Source organism: Pseudoalteromonas sp. JB197, assembly GCF_002332205.1.
GTDB classification, from domain to species: domain Bacteria; phylum Pseudomonadota; class Gammaproteobacteria; order Enterobacterales; family Alteromonadaceae; genus Pseudoalteromonas; species Pseudoalteromonas nigrifaciens.
Genome location: NZ_NRGZ01000001.1, coordinates 158,590 through 175,793, shown reverse-complemented (window position 1 = coordinate 175,793; position 17,204 = coordinate 158,590). Strand labels below are relative to the sequence as shown.

20 protein-coding genes and 2 pseudogenes are annotated in these 17,204 nt (G+C 40.5%); 17 read left to right on the top strand and 5 right to left on the bottom strand.

The annotated features are described in order from the left end of the window. Position 1: 1 nt before the first annotated feature. Positions 2-781 carry a lipid asymmetry maintenance ABC transporter permease subunit MlaE gene (gene mlaE / locus CIK86_RS00805; protein ID WP_041454775.1) on the bottom strand — a complete coding sequence of 260 codons (780 nt, stop codon included), beginning with the start codon at positions 779-781 and terminating at the stop codon, positions 2-4. Then, on the bottom strand, positions 781-1,596 hold the full coding sequence (locus CIK86_RS00800) for an ATP-binding cassette domain-containing protein (protein WP_086995431.1): 816 nt from the start codon (positions 1,594-1,596) through the stop codon (positions 781-783). Before CIK86_RS00800 ends, mlaE begins: the two co-directional genes overlap by 1 nt. Positions 1,597-1,862: 266 nt before the next feature. On the opposite strand from CIK86_RS00800, the gene CIK86_RS00795 reads away from it, so the two are divergent. From CIK86_RS00795 to mgtE, 12 genes are all read left to right on the top strand, one after another. After that, positions 1,863-2,831 (top strand): calcium/sodium antiporter, encoded by a 969-nt coding sequence (locus CIK86_RS00795; RefSeq protein WP_086995397.1) that lies wholly within the window; start codon positions 1,863-1,865, stop codon positions 2,829-2,831. A gap of 9 nt (positions 2,832-2,840) precedes the next feature. Next, positions 2,841-3,812: a KpsF/GutQ family sugar-phosphate isomerase gene (locus CIK86_RS00790; RefSeq protein WP_011329194.1), complete on the top strand. Its 972-nt coding sequence runs from the start codon at positions 2,841-2,843 to the stop codon at positions 3,810-3,812. Next, positions 3,813-4,364 (top strand): 3-deoxy-manno-octulosonate-8-phosphatase KdsC, encoded by a 552-nt coding sequence (gene kdsC / locus CIK86_RS00785; protein ID WP_086995394.1) that lies wholly within the window; start codon positions 3,813-3,815, stop codon positions 4,362-4,364. Further along, positions 4,361-4,918 (top strand): LPS export ABC transporter periplasmic protein LptC, encoded by a 558-nt coding sequence (gene lptC, locus CIK86_RS00780; RefSeq protein WP_086995391.1) that lies wholly within the window; start codon positions 4,361-4,363, stop codon positions 4,916-4,918. Before kdsC ends, lptC begins: the two co-directional genes overlap by 4 nt. Further along, positions 4,908-5,453, top strand: a complete 546-nt coding sequence (lptA, locus tag CIK86_RS00775) for a lipopolysaccharide transport periplasmic protein LptA (protein WP_058374149.1) — start codon at positions 4,908-4,910, stop codon at positions 5,451-5,453. The genes lptC and lptA overlap by 11 nt, the downstream gene beginning before the upstream one ends. After that, on the top strand, positions 5,450-6,175 hold the full coding sequence (gene lptB, locus CIK86_RS00770; protein ID WP_011329198.1) for an LPS export ABC transporter ATP-binding protein: 726 nt from the start codon (positions 5,450-5,452) through the stop codon (positions 6,173-6,175). Before lptA ends, lptB begins: the two co-directional genes overlap by 4 nt. A gap of 69 nt (positions 6,176-6,244) precedes the next feature. Beyond that, positions 6,245-7,738: an RNA polymerase factor sigma-54 gene (locus CIK86_RS00765; RefSeq protein WP_086995388.1), complete on the top strand. Its 1,494-nt coding sequence runs from the start codon at positions 6,245-6,247 to the stop codon at positions 7,736-7,738. Between the two features lie 26 nt (positions 7,739-7,764). Then, positions 7,765-8,052 (top strand): ribosome hibernation promoting factor, encoded by a 288-nt coding sequence (gene hpf / locus CIK86_RS00760; protein ID WP_011329200.1) that lies wholly within the window; start codon positions 7,765-7,767, stop codon positions 8,050-8,052. 4 nt (positions 8,053-8,056) lie between these two features. Beyond that, positions 8,057-8,509, top strand: a complete 453-nt coding sequence (gene ptsN, locus CIK86_RS00755) for a PTS IIA-like nitrogen regulatory protein PtsN (RefSeq protein ID WP_086995384.1) — start codon at positions 8,057-8,059, stop codon at positions 8,507-8,509. 21 nt (positions 8,510-8,530) lie between these two features. Continuing rightward, on the top strand, positions 8,531-9,376 hold the full coding sequence (gene rapZ, locus CIK86_RS00750) for an RNase adapter RapZ (protein WP_011329202.1): 846 nt from the start codon (positions 8,531-8,533) through the stop codon (positions 9,374-9,376). A gap of 43 nt (positions 9,377-9,419) precedes the next feature. Next, positions 9,420-9,692, top strand: coding sequence for an HPr family phosphocarrier protein (locus tag CIK86_RS00745; protein ID WP_011329203.1), 273 nt, complete (start codon positions 9,420-9,422; stop codon positions 9,690-9,692). Between the two features lie 147 nt (positions 9,693-9,839). After that, complete coding sequence (gene mgtE, locus CIK86_RS00740) at positions 9,840-11,207, top strand: magnesium transporter (RefSeq protein ID WP_086995381.1); 1,368 nt, start codon at positions 9,840-9,842, stop codon at positions 11,205-11,207. An 87-nt stretch (positions 11,208-11,294) separates the two neighbouring features. Here mgtE and CIK86_RS00735 read toward each other — a convergent pair. Then, positions 11,295-11,609: pseudogene (locus CIK86_RS00735) on the bottom strand (mechanosensitive ion channel family protein); the annotation flags it as partial. Positions 11,610-11,692: 83 nt separating this feature from the next. Here CIK86_RS00735 and CIK86_RS00730 point away from each other — a divergent pair. From CIK86_RS00730 to CIK86_RS00720, 3 genes are all read left to right on the top strand, one after another. Then, the gene (locus CIK86_RS00730; protein ID WP_024591408.1) at positions 11,693-12,034 is read left to right on the top strand and encodes a hypothetical protein; all 342 of its coding nucleotides are present in this window, start codon (positions 11,693-11,695) and stop codon (positions 12,032-12,034) included. Continuing rightward, positions 12,031-12,381 (top strand): IS66 family insertion sequence element accessory protein TnpB, encoded by a 351-nt coding sequence (tnpB, locus tag CIK86_RS00725; RefSeq protein ID WP_096317071.1) that lies wholly within the window; start codon positions 12,031-12,033, stop codon positions 12,379-12,381. The genes CIK86_RS00730 and tnpB overlap by 4 nt, the downstream gene beginning before the upstream one ends. 80 nt (positions 12,382-12,461) lie before the next feature. After that, complete coding sequence (locus tag CIK86_RS00720) at positions 12,462-13,943, top strand: IS66 family transposase (RefSeq protein WP_096317070.1); 1,482 nt, start codon at positions 12,462-12,464, stop codon at positions 13,941-13,943. A gap of 23 nt (positions 13,944-13,966) precedes the next feature. On the opposite strand, the pseudogene CIK86_RS00715 reads toward CIK86_RS00720, so the two are convergent. Both CIK86_RS00715 and yaaA read right to left on the bottom strand, forming a co-directional pair. Continuing rightward, positions 13,967-14,614 (bottom strand): annotated as a pseudogene (locus tag CIK86_RS00715) (mechanosensitive ion channel domain-containing protein); the annotation flags it as partial. Between the two features lie 132 nt (positions 14,615-14,746). Then, positions 14,747-15,526 (bottom strand): peroxide stress protein YaaA, encoded by a 780-nt coding sequence (yaaA, locus tag CIK86_RS00710; RefSeq protein ID WP_011329206.1) that lies wholly within the window; start codon positions 15,524-15,526, stop codon positions 14,747-14,749. Between the two features lie 231 nt (positions 15,527-15,757). Between yaaA and tal the strand changes: the two genes are divergently transcribed. After that, positions 15,758-16,708, top strand: coding sequence for a transaldolase (gene tal / locus CIK86_RS00705; protein WP_086995240.1), 951 nt, complete (start codon positions 15,758-15,760; stop codon positions 16,706-16,708). A gap of 270 nt (positions 16,709-16,978) precedes the next feature. Further along, positions 16,979-17,158: a DUF3545 family protein gene (locus tag CIK86_RS00700; RefSeq protein ID WP_011329208.1), complete on the top strand. Its 180-nt coding sequence runs from the start codon at positions 16,979-16,981 to the stop codon at positions 17,156-17,158. Positions 17,159-17,204 lie beyond the last annotated feature (46 nt).

The window sequence follows — 17,204 nt, the reverse complement described above, 5'->3', positions numbered from 1 at the left end:
ACTAGTTGGTAAACATTACCGCTGTCAAAAGAAAGTCAAACCCTAACACTGCTAAAGATGAGTGCACCACGGTTTCTGTGGTTGCTTTACTGATCCCCTCAGAAGTTGGTACACAATCATATCCTTTATAAAGGGCGATCCAGGTCACTACAATAGCAAATACAACGCTTTTAATTATGCCATTGAGTATGTCTTGCTGAAACGAAACTTGTGATTGCATAATTGACCAAAAGCTTCCGGTATCAACGCCTAGCCAATCAACGCCGACTAAATGGGCACCAATAATAGCCACTGCCGAAAATATTAATGCTAACAACGGCATACTTATTAAACCAGCCCAAAAACGCGGTGCAATTATACGTTTCAATGGATCAATGGCCATCATTTCGAGTGATGACAATTGCTCGGTTGCTTTCATTAAACCAATTTCAGCGGTGAGCGCACTGCCCGCCCGCCCAGCAAATAGCAATGCAGTAACCACAGGGCCTAGTTCTCTGAGCAAACTCAGCGCAACTAAAGGGCCTAAGCTATCCTCTGCACCATAACCAACCAACACTGTATAGCCTTGCAGCGCTAATACCATGCCAATAAACAACCCCGACACCACAATAATGAGCAACGATTGTGAGCCCACCATATAGAGCTGGCGAATGAGTAAGGGGGTGCCTTTTTTAAAGTTAGGTATGTGCACAAGTGCACCAAATAACATGTTCGCTGAGCGCCCTAGCGCTGCAAAACGACCTAGTGTTTTATGCCCTATTTTTTGCAGAAAATTCAACATCATTTATTCTCTCCAAGCAACTCATCTGCATATGTTTGTGCCGGAAAATGAAATGGCACAGGACCATCCGATAAGCCTTTTAAAAACTGCTGTACCAAAGGAGATTCATGTTGACGCATTTGTTCTGGCGATCCACTGCCAATAACACCTTGATCGGCAATTATTATAACGTGATCGGCAATGCTCATGACTTCGTTCACATCATGGGTCACGATTAAAGACGATAAACCAAGCACTTCATTGAGTGACTTTATAAGCTTTACCAGTACTCCCATAGAAATAGGGTCTTGGCCTGCAAATGGCTCATCATACATAATTAATTCAGGGTCAAGTGCTATAGAGCGTGCTAAAGCTGCACGGCGAGCCATACCACCTGACAACTCCGACGGCATTAAATCTTTAGCGCCTCGTAAACCCACAGCTTGTAACTTCATTAATACCACTAAACGAATAAGGTCTTCACTTAGCTTAGTGTGCTCTCGAATCGGAAAAGCTATATTATCGAATACCGACATGTCAGTAAATAATGCACCACTTTGAAACAGCATACTCATTTTGGTACGTGCTTCATATAGTACTTTACGTGACATTTTTGGAATGCTATTGCCTTCAAATAAAATATCACCCGAGTCAGGCTTTAGCTGACCGCCAATTAAACGTAGCATGGTAGTTTTACCAATGCCGCTTGGCCCCATAATGGCAGTGATTTTACCTTTAGGAACACTAAAACTCATATTTTTATATATGATTCTATCGCCCCTTGAAAAGCAAACATCCTTGACTTCTACTATTGATTGCGACAAGTCGCTCTCCATAACAATATTCACTCGTATTCCTATTTTAAGGCTTTTTCGACCAAGATGGAAAAAACAATTCGTAAGATTTTGTAATGTAATTGCCAAAACAGTTATAAGGCTCGCTCAAATCACCTTAACCTTGGCTTAAACCTTTGCATAGCATACCCTAAATATTTATAAAATAAGTGATTAACCGCCATCTTCGCCACTGTTTTATTTATACTTTCAGATTGGCTTTTGTTACTATTCGCGCAATATATATTTTCAATAACTGGTTCAATACAATGGTTACCTCATTTATTATTTTAATTTTTGGTCTTGCTGGTTTAGTTTGGAGCGCAGACAAGTTTGTTTATGGCGCCGCGGCACTGGCGAAAAACTTTGGTGTGCCTACTTTAATTGTAGGGTTAACCGTTGTTGCAATGGGTTCATCTGCACCTGAAATGATGGTTTCGGCTTCAGCCGCTTTAGCAGGCAAAACCGATACAGCCATAGGCAATGTCGTTGGCTCAAACATAACCAATATTTTATTAGTACTGGGTATTACCGCTTTATTGCGCCCGCTGTCTGTTTCATCAAGTACCCTAAAACGTGAAATACCTCTGGTATTAATTATTTCGTTAGCTACTTGGTATATTTTTTCAGATAACTATTTTTCATATCCAGAATCAATTGCTTTACTTATTGGTTTTATTGTATTTATTTTTGGACTTATTATTATTTCCCTAAGAGCTAAAAATAATAATGATCCATTTGTAAACGAAGCCTGCGATGAAGTACCCGACAACGTTCCCACTAAAAAGGCTGTTTTTTGGCTAATTGTAGGCTTGATATTACTTCCTGTTAGTTCTCATTTTTTAGTTGGCTCAGCTGTCGATATTGCAAAATTCTTTGGCTTAAGTGACTTGGTAATTGGCTTAACTATTATTGCTATTGGCACCAGTTTACCAGAACTGGCAGCGTCTGTTGCAGGTGTGCTTAAAAATGAAGATGACCTAGCACTGGGTAATATTGTGGGCTCAAATATTTTTAATATTTTAGCCGTGTTACCACTTGCCGGTATTATCAATCCATCGATAATCGACCCTTCTATTGCTAATCGTGATGTACTGATTATGATTGCAGCAACCTTGGCACTTATTGTTATGTCATTGAACTTTAGAGGCGCACAGCGTATCAATAGAGTAGAAGGTGGTTTACTGCTAAGCGCATTTTTGATTTACCAAGGTTACATCTTTAGTCAAATAGGGTAAGAGTTGTCTATGACCAAGCTAAGTTTTATCGAGCAAGGGCTACGTGTTCTTGATATCGAGCGCCAAGCACTTTTTGATATAAAACAATATGTAGATGATAATTTTCATCAGGCATGTCAGCTTATGTATGACTGCAGTGGCCGTATTATAATTATTGGCATGGGTAAGTCGGGGCATATTGGCCATAAAATTGCGGCAACTTTAGCAAGCACTGGTAGCCCTGCTTTTTTTGTGCACCCAGGCGAAGCCAGCCACGGCGATTTGGGCATGATCACTAAAAACGATGTCGTTATGCTTATTTCTAACTCAGGCGAAACCAGTGAAGTACTTAATATTATTCCAGTGTTAAAACGCCTTGGTGCAAAAATTATTTCCATGACAGGAAATACACAATCAACCATGGCCACACTTGCTAACGTGCATGTATGCATTAAAGTAGAAAAAGAAGCCTGCTCATTAGGCTTAGCACCAACAGCCAGTACCACGGCAACACTCGCTATGGGCGATGCAATGGCGGTAGCACTGTTAGAAGCACGCGGATTTACTGCCGATGACTTTGCACTATCGCATCCCGGTGGCAGTTTAGGGAAGCGATTACTGCTCACCTTAAAAGATGTTATGCACAGCGGTGTAAATACGCCTATTATAACTACTTCGCAAACTATTAAAGATGCGCTGATTGAAATGACAGCTAAAGGCTTAGGTATGACCGCCATAGTTGACGATAATCAGCAACTCGCTGGGTTATTTACCGATGGTGATTTACGCCGTATTTTAGAGCAACGCGTTGATATTCATACCACGTCAATAGATGCAGTAATGACTAAATCGTGTACCACGGCAACCCAAGATATGCTTGCTGCGCAAGCGCTTAATATTATGGAACATAAACGTATTAATGGCTTAATTATTATTAATGAGCATAATCAGCCTATTGGTGCACTCAATATGCAAGACCTACTTAAAGCGGGAGTATTATAAATGCAATTTGGAGAGCTCTATCAAGCGCTAAGTGATGACGCTAAAGCGCGCGCAAAAAAAGTAAAGCTACTTATATGCGATATTGATGGCGTATTTTCTGATGGCCGAATTTACCTAGGCAACCAAGGTGAAGAGCTAAAAGCATTTAATACAAAAGATGGCTTTGGTATTAAAGCACTTATTAACAGCGGCTTTGAAGTAGCGGTTATTACCGGCAGGCACTCGCAAATAGTACAACAACGCATGACCAGCTTAACCGTACAGCATATTTATCAAGGTCAAGAAAACAAGCTTATTGCCTACCAAGAGCTTAAAAACAAGCTTAATTTAAGCGATGAGCAAATTGCTTATATTGGTGATGACGGCCCAGATATGCCTGTTATGGAGTTAGTTGGCTTTGCAGTCGCAGTAAACGATGCGCACCCACTAATTAAACGCTTAGCACATTACACTACGCAAATGCCGGGTGGTTTTGGTGCAGTAAGAGAGCTGACCGACTTACTTATGCTTGAAAACAATAAACCATTAACCAGCCAAGGCACTAGTTCATGAATATAGCGCGCATAGTCTTAAGCGTTTTATTCATCAGCTGTATGGTTTGGCTTTGGTACCCTTATTTTACTCAGATAAATGCGGTTGTTAAAGCCGACGCAGAAGTGATAGCTAAACCCGATTACACCGCCATTGAGCTAAAACAAACAGCTTTTGACGAAAACGGTGAAATTAGCCATAAAGTAACTGCGGTTAAAACGGAGCTTTACGAGCAGCTAGGATTTACCTTATTCGAAAAACCTACTTTTATATTGTACGACGATAGACAAAAAACGTGGCGTATAAATGCTGATGAAGCAACACTTTACGATGAAAGACAATTAATTTTAGAGGGTAATGTAACTGCCCAAAACTTAATTGATGGTGCAATGATAGACAAAATCACCGCCGACAATATTCAAGTAGATATAAAGCTACTCACTATGCACAGCGAACAACCCGTTATTATAACTGGACCGAATTTAAAGATCACCGGTAAAGGCCTTGAAGCCAATTTAACAACCGAGGTGATAAAACTAATTAACCATACGCGAACACTATATTATGACCAATAACCTTGCAAAAATACTTATTATTCCATCGCTTATACTTGTATTTAATAGTAATGCGGCAGAGCAAAGTACTTCCCCATTAGCTAATCAAATTTCTATTAGTGCTGACCGCCAAGAAGGCCAACTAAAAGAAAACGTTGGTATTTTTGAGAAAAACGTCGAGATAATTCACGGTAATCGTCGTATCACCGCCGATCGTTTAGAAGTACATAAGCGCGACGAACTTGGCGATAATAAACAACTATTAATTGCCACGGGCAGTCCTGCATATTTTGAAGAAAAGCAAGCAGATGGTACTGTCATGAGCGCCAGCGCTAACGAAGTACGTTACGATGTAGCGAAACGTTTTTTAACCCTAGTAGGAGATGCAAACATTTCTCAAGCTGGGCAAAAAATTACGGCTAAAAGCATCACCTACGATATAGAGCAACAGCTTATAAGTGCTGAAAAAGATGAAAACTCAACTGATCGGGTACACACTATTTTAGTGCCTATAGACGCAAAAAAAGAACAAAAACTCAATAAAGGTCAGCCATGAGTACATTAAAAGCAGAGCTATTAGCAAAAAGCTATAAAGGCCGTGAAGTTGTTAAAAATGTAGGACTTGAAGTAAAAGCTGGCAGCATTGTTGGTTTACTTGGCCCAAATGGCGCAGGTAAAACCACTACCTTTTACATGATTGTAGGCTTAGTACCTAGCGACAAAGGTAAAATATTAATTGATGATAACGATATTACCTTACTTCCTATGCACAGCCGTGCTCGTTTAGGTATTGGTTATTTACCACAAGAATCTTCTATTTTTAGAAAGCTCACTGTGTATCAAAATTTAATGGCTATTTTAGAAACGCGTAAGCAACTAAATAAACAAGCCAGGGAAGAAACCCTAAATAGTTTATTGGACGAATTTAGCCTGCAACATATTCGCGACAGCTTAGGTATGGCGCTATCTGGTGGTGAACGTCGCCGCGTAGAAATAGCACGTGCTTTAGCTGCAGATCCTAAATTTATATTGCTTGATGAGCCCTTTGCTGGCGTGGATCCTATTTCAGTACTCGATATTAAAAAAATTATAGAACACCTTAAAAATCGTGGTATTGGCGTGCTAATTACCGACCACAATGTAAGGGAAACCCTTGATGTTTGTGAAAAAGCCTACATTGTTTCTCATGGGGAGCTAATTGCATCTGGTACTCCTGAATTTGTATTAAACGATAAAACAGTACGTGATGTTTATTTAGGCGAGCAGTTCAAACTGTAATATTTATGTTATTACTATAAGCATCTGCTAAGATTAATCATATCAATTTATAAGGATTGTTAGAGATAAATGAGGCAATCATTACAGCTGCGCATGGGCCAGCAACTTACAATGACTCCGCAACTGCAACAGGCTATTCGCTTATTGCAGCTTAGTACCTTGGATCTCCAGCAAGAAATACAAGAAGCACTTGATAGCAACCCATTACTTGAAGTTGATGAACAAGATTACACGGAAGAATCAGCAGGTAAAAACGAGCAAAAAGCAGATGACATTACTGTTAGCGCCTCTGCTGACGACACCCCAAGCGAGTATGAGCAAGATAGCGGTGAAGCACTAAACAAAGACACCATAAGCGACGATATGGCCATGGATGTATCATGGGATGAATATATGAGCGCAGCGCCTGCCTCTTCATCAGGGCCAATGCCTGAAGATGAATCTATTTATCAAGGTGCATCAGCCGAAACCCTGCATGAGTACTTAATGTGGCAATTACAGCTCACTCCTTTTAGTCCTATAGACGAAGCTATTGCCATAGCTATTGTTGAAGCCGTAGATGACTCTGGTATTTTAACTATCAGTTGCGAAGACCTTTTAGCAAGCTTTAATCAAGAAAGTGATGACGAACACGAAGTAGAACTAGATGAAATAGAAGCAGTGCTAAAGCGCATTCAATTATTTGATCCTGTTGGTATTGCAGCTCGCAGCTTGCAAGAATGCTTATGCATTCAATTAAATCAATTTGATAAAGACACCCCTTATATTAACGAAACAAAAATGGTGTTAACTGATCATATCGATTTACTCGCTGCTCGCGACTATCGTACGTTAATGAAAAAAACTAAGCTCAAAGAAGAAGAGCTTAAAGAAATAATGACACTTATTCATACGCTTAACCCTAAGCCTGCGGATACTATTGTCAGAGAAGAGTCTGAATACGTTATACCTGACGTGTCTGTTAAAAAAATAAAAGGCCGCTGGGTGGTAGAGCTAAACCCAGATAGCATGCCAAAAATACGTGTTAACAGCCAATATGCGGCTATGTCTCGTACAGTAAAATCCAGCGGTGACAGCCAATTTATTCGCTCGCACTTACAAGAAGCTAAATGGTTTATTAAAAGCCTCGAAAGTAGAAACGAAACACTCCTGAAAGTAACTAATTGTATTGTTAAGCAGCAACAAGCGTTTTTTGAACATGGCCCAGAAGCCATGAAACCTATGGTATTAAACGATGTTGCCGAAATAGTTGAAATGCACGAGTCGACTATTTCACGGGTCACTACGCAAAAATATATGCACACTCCACGTGGCATTTTTGAGCTTAAGTACTTTTTTTCAAGCCATGTAAGCACCGAAAATGGTGGCGAATGTTCATCAACTGCCATACGTGCCCTGATTAAAAAGTTGATAGCTGCAGAAAACTTAGCCAAACCATTGAGTGATAGCAAGATTGCAGATATATTGGCTGAGCAAGGAATTAAAGTAGCTAGACGGACAATTGCAAAATATCGCGAATCTCTGGCTATTCCCCCGTCGAATCAACGTAAAAGCTTGATTTAAGACGTACAACAAAGAGGAAAATGCTGATGCAACTAAACTTAACTGGTCGTCATGTAGACATTACAGACTCATTAAGAGACTATGTAAATAATAAATTTGCAAAGCTGCAAAGACACTCAGATCACATAACTAATGTGCATGTTATTCTCGATGTAGAAAAATTAAGTCAAAAAGCTGAAGCAACAATTTTTGTAAGTGGCGCTGAGCTATTTGCATCGACCGAACACCAAGATATGTACGCTGCCATTGACTCGTTGATTGACAAACTCGATCGTCAAGTAATTAAACACAAAGAGAAGTTTGCTCGACACTAACACTATGAAATTAAGCTCACTTATATGCCTGGACTGCAGCAAAGCTGTGGTCCTTTTTAATAGTAAAAAAAGAATTTTAGAATTCATCAGTGAACTCGCGCATAAAAAAATGCCGTATTTACCTCAGCAAGATATTCTCACTGCTTTATTGGCAAGAGAAAAGTTAGGTAGTACCGGTATTGGCCGAGGAATAGCAATTCCACATGGCCGTATGAGCGGGGCACAAGAGCCTCTTGCCTTAATTTTAATAAGCGAAACCGCTATTAATTTTGATGCAATTGATAATCGTCCAGTTGATATTTTTGTTGCGCTTATAGTGCCCGATGGCGATAACCAGCAGCACTTGAAAACACTAGCCACAATAGCTGATAAACTAAACGATAAAGAGTTTTGTAAGCAATTGCGTGCGGCAAAGTCTGATGAAGCGTTATACCAAGTTATTTTGGATCAATCCTAGTTACTAATAAAGGGGTGGTAAATGGAATTAATTATTATAAGTGGCCGATCAGGTTCTGGTAAGTCAGTTGCTTTACGTGTTGTAGAAGATTTAGGTTACTATTGTGTAGATAATATTCCGGTAAATTTGCTGCCTTCATTAGTGCGCAGTGTCTCTGATAACTACGATAAAATAGCCGTTAGTATAGACGTGCGTAACCTGCCTAAAGATCAGCAGCAGTTTAACGATATTCTTGAGTACTTGCCCGACTTTGCTAAACCAACGTTATTTTATTTAGATAGCGACGATCAAACGTTAATCCGCCGTTATTCAGAAACACGTCGTTTGCACCCGCTTTCGATTGATTCGCTACCGCTAGATTTAGCAATAAAAAAGGAAAAAGAATTACTCGATGTACTCGTAACGCGGGCTGATCATGTCATTGATACAACCGATTTAAGTGTGCATCAACTTGCTGAATCTATGCGTGAAACCATACTCGGTAAAAAAGACAAACAGCTTATCATTACCTTTGAGTCGTTTGGCTTTAAGCATGGTATTCCCAAAGGTGCTGATTATGTTTTTGATGCGCGTTTTTTACCAAACCCACACTGGGAACCGGAGCTCAAGCCTTTAACTGGATTAGATCAACCAGTAAAAGATTATTTAGCTAGTCATAGTATTGTGCAAAAATTCACTTGGCAAATTCAAACCTTTGTACAAACGTGGTTACCACACCTAGAGCGTAATAATCGCAGTTATTTAACCATTGCTATTGGTTGTACTGGTGGTCAGCACCGCTCAGTTTATTTAGCGCAAACAATTGGTGAAAGCTTTGCTATGTCTCACCCTAATGTAAAAATTCGCCATCGCGAGCAAGAAAAATAATTCAATTTAAATAATCATCTGTTCAGCTTAAGTAGAGTATCTTATGCGCTTAGAAAATACGTTTTTAATAAAAAACAAACTTGGTCTGCATGCTAGAGCCGCTACCGTATTAGCACAATTAGCGGTACAATTTGACGCATCTATTACCTTATTTCAAGATGAAAAAGAAGCCGCTGGCGATAGTGTACTGGCTTTAATGTTACTAGAAAGCAGCCAAGGTAAAGAAGTAAAAGTAGTGTGCGAAGGACCCGATGCAGAGCATGCTTTACATGCCGTTGGCCAATTAATAGCGCAGCGCTTTAACGAACAAGAATAGTAGGCACTTTATTTAAACCAAGTAAACGAGCTAAAATATAGGGTTAGTGAAACCTTAAGCTAGTTTGGCTAAAAAAAGTAAGATAAACTGAACGAAGTTAATGACTAACTTCTTCCCTAACGTTATAAAAATAAATTAAGGACGCCAATGCCCGAAACTTTCGAACAAGACTACCCACTACAACAATTACAACAATTACAACAAGTGACCAAGTCACTCAATAGTGGTCAGTTTGTTCAAGTTAGGCGTATGCTGGCAAAAACAGCTCCTTGTGATACCGCACTTTTACTAGAATCATCACCACATAAAGTTCGTCGCCTGCTCTGGCAATTAGTTGATCCAGATGTACAAGGTGATGTCCTTGAAGAACTCTCTGAAGATGTACGTTTAGGCATTATTGCCCAAATGGAACCTAAGCACATTGCTGCTGCCACTGAAGACATGGGCCACGATGACTTAGGTGAAGTACTGCGAAGCCTGCCTGACACGGTTTATAAAGACGTGGTTAGCGCCATGGACATTCAAGATAGAGAACGTGCTACGCAAGCACTCTCCTATCAGGAACGCTCTGCTGGCGCGCTGATGAACACAGATACAGTAACCATTCGCCCTGATGTAACCCTAGATGTGGTACTGCGTTACATTCGTCTGCGCGGCGAACTCCCTGAGGGTACCGACGACCTTTACGTTGTCGATAAGCATAACTGTTTTTTAGGCGCTTTATCGTTAAGTACCTTACTAACCAATTCGCCCGAAAAAATTGTTCACGACCTAATGGATGAAGACTGTGAGTCTATTCCTATTTCGATGGATGAAAGCGAAGTGGCGCAGTTATTTGAACGTCATAACTGGATATCAGCCCCAGTAGTTGACGACAACGCCCAGCTACTTGGCCGTGTTACTATCGATGACATTGTTGATGTAATTCGTGAAGACGCAGAGCATCACTTATTAGGTTTAGCGGGTCTTGATGATGAAGAAGATACCTTTGCACCGGTTTTAAAAAGCTCAAAAAAACGCTCTGTTTGGCTAGGTGTTAACTTATTAACGGCTCTGGCAGCCGCTTTTGTTGCCAGCTTTTTTGAAGGCACTTTAGCAATACTGCCTATTTTAGCCGTGCTTAACGGCATTGTCCCCTCAATGGGTGGGGTGGCCGGTAGCCAGTCATTAACCTTGGTTATTCGTGGTATAGCAGTGGGTCATATTAACCAAACTAACCAACGTTTTGTAATGATAAAAGAGCTCGCCATTGGTGCATTAAACGGTATTTTATGGGCTGTTTTAATTGCCAGTGTTATAGCCCTATGGCAATGGGACTTAATGCTTGGCGCGGTACTGGCGTTTGCAATGTTTATGAACTTAGTTGTTGCGGGTGTGGCGGGTGCGTGTATTCCTATAATACTTAAACGTATGAAAATAGACCCTGCACTTGCTGGCAGTGTAATACTCACTACAGTAACCGATATAGTAGGTATATTTGCCTTTTTAGGCACCGCAACTTGGTTGCTGGTTTAATAAATAAACCAGCGCACATTACTGTGTAAATGCGCGCTGGTTAAAAGTAACTTTTACGCAATATAATTTAACCAGCGTTCAGGTTATCTAGTCTTCTTTATTGATTGTAGAGCCATCAGCTCCTTCTTGCTTTGACGATTGTGTATTTACTTTATTACTTATTATTGCATCGAGGTTTTCGCCATCTTTAACCCCAAAATCTAAACTACGTATTGGGAATGGAATACGAATATCAGCCTCATTTAGTGCTTGCTGTACTGCCACAACACCTTTGTGGCGTACTGTCATAAAGTCTGGCTCACCAGGGTATTTAATCCAAAACCACAATAATAAATTAATACTACTGTCGCCAAAACTCTCGGCGTATACGGCCGTTTCATCTTGGCGTATTACAAACTCAAATGTAAGCGTCTAGCGAACCACACCTAGCATCGATGTTCTGATTATCTAAAAATACCTGCTCAATGATAAATTCGGAGCAGGTGATGAAAACTTACAGAACAAGCGCACAGTGGCAGCAGCTTTTGCTGCAACGCAGTACGTTTAGTGGTACTAATATTGAATTCTGCCAACACCATAATGTCGCTATTACGACTTATTATAAACAACGTGCTTTACTGGCAAAAGACCAGCCTAATTCCACCTTGCCAGTGCACACGCAGTGCCTTACATCATCACGTTTTGTCCAGGTAAAACAAACTACTGAAGTCTGCGCGCAAACTCGTCAAAATACGCTGCAGTTTGATACGCTAACCGGCCAACTCACGTTTCCTATCGATTTAGCGACGGCCGATATCGTTGCCATTATTAAAGGGCTAACGGTATGAGGATGTTCGTTGATGTACCCACCGTCTATTTATGTGTCGATGCCGTTGATTTTCGAAAATCAATTAATGGTCTGGCGGCGTTGGTGGAAGCAGAGCTTGAACTACCCGTGCTCAGTGGTGCGCTATTTGTGTTTTGTAATAAAGGCCGTGACAAACTCAAACTGCTTTACTGGGATAACACCGGTTTTGCACTGTGGTATAAGCGATTAGATAAGCATAAGTTCAAATGGCCCAAACTCATGTCACCCACCATGACCTTAAGCGAGCAGCAATTACACTGGTTATTATCGGGTTATGATGTGATTGGCCACAGCAAAATTGATATTGCAGGTAAGCAAGTGCTTTAATATTTGCGATCGATTGATGATCATCAAAGTTAGCTCAGTTAGCACTGGAAAGCCTTTTGTTATGCCTTAAAATAGGCCTCATGAAAAATGAACTCGCCCTTAAACAGCGTATTGCTGAACTTGAAAAACTGTTAGCGCAGAAGGATGCACAAATCGCAGCCTTGGAAGAGCGCTGGCGTTTAGCCCAACAAAAACAATTCGGCAAAAGTGCTGAAGGCTTTGTAGGGCAAGGCGAGTTATTCAATGAAGTGGAAGAGATTATTGAAGCCGCTGAGGCTGAGCAACAATCCATTAGTTATACCCGTAAAAAGCCGGTGCGTAAGCCACTGCCAAAAGACTTACCCCGTGAGCAGGTTATTCACGATATTGAAGATAAATTGTGTCATTGCTGTGGCGGTGAGCTACATAAAATGGGTGAAGACAAGTCAGAAAAGCTTGAGTTTATCCCCGCTCAAATCAAAGTAATTGAGCACATTCGTCCTAAGTACGCTTGCCGTCACTGTGATAAATCCTCGACTCATACACCGATAAAGCAAGCCTCAATGCCTGCCATGCCTATCAACAAAGGCATGGCAACGAGCAGTTTGCTCAGTCAGCTTATCACCAGTAAATACCAATATGGGTTACCGCTTTATCGCCAGGAAGCGATGTTCAAACAATACGGTATTGAGCTCAGTCGCCAAACCATGAGTAGTTGGATAGACAAATCCGCCACACTCTTCGTGCCACTCGTTGAGCGGCTTAAAGCCGAACTGCTAAAGCAGCCCACGTTGTTTGCCGATGAAACGCCATTAAAAGTGGTGAAATCAGATAAAGTGAACAGCTACATGTGGGTGTATTGCTCAGGTAGGGATTCACCAGACCCGAATAATCCTATCCCTAATATCGTACTTTACGACTTCCACAATAGTCGCGCGGCCGCCTGCGTGGTCAATTATCTTGATGGATATCAAGGGTACTTGCACGTGGATGGCTATCAAGCCTATGCCAGAACAGAGGCAACCTTAATCGGCTGCTGGGCGCATGCTCGTCGTAAATTTATCGACGCGAAAAAGCTACAAGGTAAAAACAAAACCGGCAAAGTGGATGTGGTATTGAGCCTTATCCAAAAACTGTACGGCGTTGAGTCACGCATCAAAGATAAAAGTGTGGATGACAAATATACGGCAAGACAAGAGGTTAGCCTGCCTATTCTTAGCAAGCTAAAAATATGGCTTGAGCAGGATCAGCCAAATTTAGTGGGGAACAGCAAACTGATAGAGGCAGCTAATTACCTGGCAAATCAATGGCACAAGCTCATACGCTATGTTGATGATGGCCGACTTAGCATCGATAATAATAGAGCAGAACGCGCGGTAAAACCGTTTGTGATAGGCCGAAAGAATTGGTTATTTAGCCAAACGGCTAACGGTGCCCATGCTAGTGCCACCCTTTACAGCATTGTGGAAACCGCCAAGATAAATGGTCTAATCCCATTTAATTACATCTGTGCTTGCCTTGATGAACTGTGCCAGCCTGAGCCCGATATCGACAGCTTGTTACCCTGGAATTTTAAAACATAGGTGTAGTTCGCTAGACGCTCACACTCAAATTGATTAATTTTATCCACAATAACGTTTGCGGCTTTTTCTATGTCTTCTGTTAATGAAATTCTTACCGGCACTTCTATGCGTCTAACGCCTAGCGTGCTGTAGTTTCGCAATACATTTCTAAATAGTATTTTATTAGGCACTAGTATTTGCTGCCCATAAAAGCTCTCTATTAGTGTATTACGCAGGTTTATTGAATGCACAGAGCCAAACACATCATCAGTTTTTATTACATCACCTGGTTTAAATGGCTTACGAATACCCATAGCAATACCTGCTATTAAGTTTTCGGTCATATCTTGAAATGCAAAACCAATCGCTAAACCAACAATACCGGCACCAGCTAGTAATGACGTTACAGTGCCTTTTAAGCCCATAAAATCCAGTGCTATAAACACTCCTACACTTAATATCAGCACTTTAAATATAGAAGCCATTAAATCAGCTATCTGTTTTGAATCGAGGGAGCGGCGTAATAAATTTTTCATTAAGTTACCGGCAAAGCGAGCCAGCATAGAAAATAGAATGACAATAATAACTGCCACAATAAAATTAGGAATATGGCTTATAACAACATCAAACCACCCTCCGAGTTTTTCTTCGATAAGTTTTTCGGCGTCGCTAATTGAGGGAATACTAAACATGTAACTTGCACCTATTGATTTATAATGTGATTAGAATCAATCTTGAATTCGCATATCAATTGCAAGTATAGCGCCAGTATTAAAAAAGCCATGCGGTGCATGGCTTTTATAGATTAGGTAAAGGTTTAAGTTTTAGCTTTGTTCATCGCGTAAAAATACTGGCTCAAGCTCTTTCACACTTGCTTCGGCGCTAAAGTAATAACCCGCTACTGTAAACTCTTTAAGCTGGCTTAGCTGAGTTACTTTATTTTCGATGAGGTAACGCGCCATCATGCCTCGTGCTTTTTTAGCGTAAAAACTAATTACTTTATATTGACCATTTTTACAGTCTTTAAAGTGTGGAGTAATTATTTGTGCATTAAGGGCTTTTTTATCAACCGCTTTAAAGTACTCGTTTGAAGCAAGGTTAACTAAGTATTGGGCGTCCTCGGCTTTTAATACCTCGTTAAGTTTATTGGCAATTACACTGCCCCAAAACTCATACAGGTTTTTACCACGACTGTTTTCAAGCTTGGTGCCCATTTCAAGGCGATACGCTTGCATTAAATCAAGCGGCTTTAAAAGCCCATATAAGCCCGATAATATGCGTAGGTGGCTTTGTGCGTAATCAAGCTGATTAGCCGTTAGCGTGCTAGCATCTAAACCACCATATACATCGCCATTAAAGGCCAGTACCGCTTGTTTAGCATTTTCTGTGGTAAATGGCTGTGCCCACTCACTAAAGCGAGCAGCGTTAAGCCCTGAGAGCTTATCGCTAATTTTCATCAGGCTGCCAATTTGCGCAGGGGTTAGTTCACGGCATACTTGCATCAGTGCTTCGCTGTGCTCAAGTAATTCCGGTTGAGTGAACTTATCGGTTGCAGGTGGCGTGGTGTAATCAAGATTTTTTGCAGGTGAAATAACAGTGATCATAGTTAGCTATTGACTTGTAATTTATTTAATGTCAATTTCAACATTAAATGAAACGAAAAGCACGTTTTGTTTAATATTAAACAGACTGATCCTACCTTAATAATTCATACATAACCGTTTTTATATTGATAAGGACATAAGACCTATCAAGCATTACTTCGCTGTTGCAGTATGGTGTAATATTAAAGTAGTTTAGATTTTCTTTTAACTTGCTTGGAATGAGGAAAGCAAATGACTAACGCGCTACAAAGGCTAAAACAACATTCATCAATCGTGGCCGACACGGGTGATATTGAAGCAATTAAAAAGCATCAACCAGAAGACGCAACGACCAATCCGTCATTGCTATTAAAAGCGAGCGAGATTGAAGCCTATAAGCCTTATTTAAATAAAGCATGGAGCTACGCCAAAGAAACCGAGCAAGATCCAGCGAAGCAACTAGCGCTAGCATGCGACTACTTTGCGGTATTATTAGGTAAAGAAATTAGCGCTATTGTACCTGGTTATATTTCTACTGAGGTAGATGCACGTCTTTCGTTTGATACCCAAGCAACTATTGATAAAGCGCACACGCTACTTAGTCTTTACGAAAAAGAAGGCGTAAGCAAAGATAAAATCTTAATTAAAGTAGCCTCTACTTGGGAAGGCATTAAAGCCGCTGAACAACTAGAAAAAGAAGGTACTAAATGTAACCTTACTTTATTGTTTAGTGATGCCCAAGCACGTGCTTGCGCCGATGCTAACGTATTTTTAATCTCGCCATTTGTAGGTCGCATTTTAGATTGGCACGTTGCTAACGGTATGGAAAAGCCGACCGACCCACTGCAAGATCCAGGAGTGCAGTCTGTACGCAGCATTTTTGAATTTTATAAACGCCACAACTACAAAACGGTAGTTATGGGTGCAAGTTTTCGTAATACCGGCGAAATTCTTGCCCTTACTGGTTGCGATAAGCTAACTATTAGCCCTAACCTTTTAGAAGAGTTGGGTAACCTTGAAGATGCACCAGAATATTTACTAGCAAAAGATGTTGCGCAGCAGCCAAAACCGGCACCGCTTAGCGAAGCTCAATTTCGTTGGTTGCATAACCAAGATGCTATGGCGACTGAAAAATTAGCTGAAGGTATTCGCTCTTTTGCTGATGCTCAAGAGCAATTAGAAGCACGCTTTAAAGCCATGTAATTGGCTTAAACGCTTGTATAAAAAACGTCGCAGTTGCGGCGTTTTTTTATGCCTGCAATTTATATGTAAAAAACTTATAAACCCACCATAAAGCAAACCTTCATCAATAAATCACAATTTAGTAACACAATTGTCACTTTTATATTCTATTTTAGCTAGGCCTATGGTATAGGTATTCGCGAAGTTAATACCTATACCATTAAATTAGTGAGCAGTTATAGCTTAGTTTTTAATAAGACTGGTATCAAATGCAGTCTAAAGGAGATATTCATGGATAGCCTGAGCAATATAATAGAAGGTCCTGAAACAAAAAAGGAAGCTTCTCAAAAAAATAAAAAAAGAAGATGGCGCGAAATCGAAGCAATACAAGAAAAGTATCGTTTACGCAAAGAACTACAGGAGTTGGACTACTTTACAGACAGCATAGCCGTTAATGAACTCGACTTTTAAACGACTAACTAAAAAGGCCTGCATTGCATTATTTGCGGGCCTTTGG